This is a genomic window from Methanomethylovorans sp. PtaU1.Bin093, from assembly GCF_002067275.1.
Classification (GTDB): Archaea; Halobacteriota; Methanosarcinia; order Methanosarcinales; family Methanosarcinaceae; genus Methanomethylovorans.
This window is the reverse complement of record NZ_MVQX01000075.1, coordinates 1-4,099: the sequence shown is the minus strand read 5'-3', so window position 1 is coordinate 4,099 and position 4,099 is coordinate 1. Positions and strand designations below refer to the sequence as shown.

3 protein-coding genes are annotated in these 4,099 nt (G+C 45.1%); all 3 read left to right on the top strand.

The window, feature by feature from the left end; translation table 11 throughout:
- A partial coding sequence (locus tag A4E24_RS08620) for a DEAD/DEAH box helicase (RefSeq protein WP_292352877.1) occupies positions 1-2,607 on the top strand: 2,607 nt, incomplete at its 5' end.
- A gap of 179 nt (positions 2,608-2,786) precedes the next feature.
- Positions 2,787-3,806: a methylcobamide:CoM methyltransferase MtaA gene (gene mtaA / locus A4E24_RS08615; RefSeq protein ID WP_292352876.1), complete on the top strand. Its 1,020-nt coding sequence runs from the start codon at positions 2,787-2,789 to the stop codon at positions 3,804-3,806.
- Between the two features lie 135 nt (positions 3,807-3,941).
- The coding region (locus A4E24_RS08610) for a hydantoinase/oxoprolinase N-terminal domain-containing protein (protein WP_292352878.1) at positions 3,942-4,099 on the top strand (158 nt) is incomplete at its 3' end.

Sequence of the window (4,099 nt, the reverse complement as noted above, 5' to 3'; positions counted from 1 at the left end):
ATATCAGCATTATATATTACACCGCTTCGGGCACTGAACAGGGATATGCTTTCACGCATACAGTGGTGGGGCAAGGAGCTTGGTATTGATGTGCAGGTCCGCCATGGAGACACTTCACGTAACGAACGCCAGAAACAATCACGTAGGCCACCTGACTTTTTAATCACTACGCCTGAAACCTTGCAGGCAATGTTCACAGGCAAGTTGCTGCGAGAAAGCCTGAGATATGTGAAACATGTAGTCGTGGACGAGATCCATGAACTTGCTGCCTCAAAAAGAGGAGCGCAACTTGCAGTAGGTCTTGAAAGACTGGTGGAGCTTGCAGGAGAATTCCAGAGAGTGGGGCTTTCTGCCACAGTGGGTAATCCAGATGAAGTTGCACGGTTCCTTGCAGGATCAGAGAGAAACGTGGTTGTGTTGCAGGTTATCATGTCCAAATTCCTGGAATTTGACGTAGTACGCCCGCATGTAGCTGAAGAGGATATGGACATCTCGCAGCTTGTCGGATGTGATATTGAGTTCGCCTCCCACCTCAGATGCATTCGAGACATAGTACAAAGGCATGAGTCAACTCTTGTCTTTGTCAACACCCGACAAAGTGCCGAAGCACTGGCATCGGGTTTCAGGATAATGAACGAGTCAATAGGAGTCCATCATGGATCTTTGTCTGTGGAAGCACGTATCGAAGCTGAGGAATCTTTCAAGGCAGGAGATCTTAGAGGTCTTATATGTACTTCTTCCATGGAACTTGGGATTGATATAGGTAAGGTAGACCATGTCGTTCAATATGGATCTCCGCGGCAGGTTTCAAGGCTTTTACAAAGAGTGGGACGTGCCGGACACAGGATACACGAAGTATCCAGAGGTACCATTCTGGCAGTAGGGCAGGATGACGTGGCGGAGAGCATGATGATAGTAATGCATGCTCTTGAAGGAAAAGCTGAAAATATATCAGTGCAAACCGGCGCTCTCGATGTGCTGGCCAACCAGATATCCGGCATGGTACTTGATTTCGGAGAACTTGATATTTCACGCCTACACTCGATCTTTAGAAGAGCATACCCATTCCGTGACCTGACCCTGCAGGAATTGGAAGGAGTTGTGGAACAGGTGACAGAGTATCGGTTGGTGTGGAGGGAAGAAGGTTCAAGGGTATTGGGCAGAAGGCGCAAGAGCTGGCAGTACTATTATGAGAACCTGTCCATGATACCAGATGAAAAAAAGTATGAAGTTTTCGACATGGTTTCCGGTAGGCCAGTGGGAATGCTGGATGAGGCTTTTGTTGTAACATCTGCAAGTCCAGGTGCTGTGTTCATCACTAAAGGTGACATGTGGCGGGTCATAGACATGGACACCGAAAGGGACAGGATTAAAGTGGAACCTGTAAAGGCAAAGGGAGAGATACCCAGTTGGGTGGGAGAGGAAATACCCGTACCTTTTGATGTAGCTCAGGCAGTTGGAAGACTGCGTGCATTCATAAGGGATTCACTGTTACAGAATATCCCGGAAGAAGAGATCACAGAGGAGCTTATGCGAAAATACCATGTCGACATGGGAGGTGCTTCAGAAGTAATTGCTCTTGTGGCGGAACATGTCTCATCCGGGCTTAAAGTGCCTGACGACAAGACCTTGGTCATCGAAAGTGATGAGAATGCAGTGATCATAAACGCTTGTTTTGGCCATAATACTAATGAAACTCTAGGTAAAGTGCTGACAACCCTGCTTGCAGCACGCTTTGGTAGCAGCGTGGCACAGGAAATAGATCCTTACCGTATACGATTAGAGGGACCAAGAAGACTCAAACCTGTGGATATAAGGTCGATGATACTTGGCATCTCACCTGAACATATTGAACCTGTTATAGAGATGACTCTCAAGAATACATCTCTTATGAAATGGAAGATGGTGCATGTTGCCAGAAAGTTCGGGGCATTAAGCAAAGATCTGGATTATGAAAGGATCAGTATGAAGAAGCTACTTGAGATATACAAGGGCACTTCCATGTATGACGAAGTAATTCGGGAGATCATGCATGATATGCTGGACGTAGAAAAAGCCAGTGACGTTCTGTCCCTGATTGCTTCTGGTAGTTACCATATAGAAGTAAGTGGCCCGACCCCAATAGGTACATCAGGATTCTCTATGAAACGGGACCTGGTAGCTCCGGAAAAAGCTGATCGTTCCATTGTGCTTGCTTTGAAAGAACGCATTATGCATGATAACATTATATTGTTCTGCATTCATTGTAAAAAATGGGCATCACACCGGAAAGTCATGAATGTGCCTGATGATATCGCATGCCTTGTGTGTGGATCGAAAATGGTGGCTGCACTCAAGCCCTGGGAAGAGGAAGAGATTAAACTTATGAAAAAACATGCTGGCTCCGCTTCAAACGAGGAAGTAAAACGCATTAGGAGAGTTTATAGGAATGCTAATTTTGTACGATCTTATGGAAAAAAGGCTGTCATTGCCCTTGCTTCCAGAGGCGTGGGACCTGAAACGGCTTCCCGCATCATACAAAAGAATAGGGCGGAGGAAGAAGACTTTTATAGAGACATTATGGCAGCAGAACGCAACTATGCAAAAACAAAGAAATTCTGGGATTGAGGCCATATTTAAATCCTTTTTTTCTTGAGATGGAATGAGAGGTTAATATAAATGAAAACTGTAATTTTTGAACAAAAATATATATTTGGCCCACTATAAAACACTATTCCCAATAGTTTTATATTTGATGTATTGCAAATTCAGGTGACTAACTCTTTAATTGGAGAGAAGGATTAACTATGAGCGACTTAAACATGAAGGAAAGGTTTTTAAAAGCATTGAAAGGTGAAGAAGTCGATAAAGTTCCAGTACTGTCTGTAACACAGACCGCTATTGTAGAGCTTATGGACAAAACCGGCGCTGCATGGCCAGAAGCACACAGCGATGCAAAGCTCATGGCAGAACTCGCATACGCATCATACGAAGTATGCGGTCTTGAAGGCGTAAGAGCACCATACTGTCTTACAGTTCTTGCACAGGCAATGGGCTGTGAAGTCAACATGGGTACTAAGAACAGACAGCCATCTGTTACAGCTCACCCATACAGCGACGGCGTTGCAAACCTGAAGATGCCTGAGAACCTCCTTGCACAGGGTAGGATTCCCGCTGTACTTGAAGCAATGAAGATCCTCAAAGAGAAAGCAGACGGAAAGATTCCAGTGATCGCAGGTATGGAAGGACCAATCACCCTTGCATCAGACCTATGCGGTGTCAAGAAGTTCATGAAATGGTCCATAAAGGACAAGGCTGCATACAACACTATAATGGAGTTTGCAACTGATGCATGTATTGCATACGCAAATGCTTTGGCAGACGCCGGTGCAGATGTGATTAGTGTACCAGACCCAGTATGCTCTCCTGACCTGATGTCACCAGATTCATTCAAGACAGACCTCAAACCAATGCTCCAGAAGTTTGCAGCAGGAGTTAAAGTTCCAATGATCCTCCACATCTGCGGAGATGTAACTGCAATTATCCCTGACATGGCAGACTGTGGCTTTGCATCCATCAGTATCGAAGAGAAGGTAAAGGACATGGCTGGCGCAAAGGCAAAGGTCGCAGGCAAAGTAACCATTTGCGGGAACGTTTCAAGCCCATTCGTCCTGCTTGCAGGCACACCTGAGAAAGTAACAGAAGCAGCCACAACTGCTCTTAAGGCAGGCGTGGACGTACTTGCACCAGGATGCGGTATCGCACCAGACACTCCAGTTGCCAACCTAAAGGCAATGGTCGCTGCAAGAGACGCATACTACAAGTAATTGAATTTGTACTAATTGTGGTCTGCATGACCACACATTCTTCTTTTTTTCAAAATTACAGTTTGCCAAACGAAGGCAGCTAAATATTCAAACTACTTTTCTATTCAGAATGTTATTGAAGAGAGTGGAACTATCATGAAATTCAGTCTTGGAATAGATGCCGGAGGAACGTATACTGATGCAGTTCTTGTAAGAGATACTGATGGTTTAATAGTGGCTACAAGTAAAGCTCTTACCACATATCCCGATCTGATCAAAGGAATTCGCAATGCAATAGATGGTCTGCAAACTGA

Coding starts and splice junctions, on each gene's coding strand:
- mtaA (WP_292352876.1), top strand. CDS start 2,787: ATGAGCGACTTAAACATGAAGGAAAGGTTTTTAAAAGCATTGAAAGGT.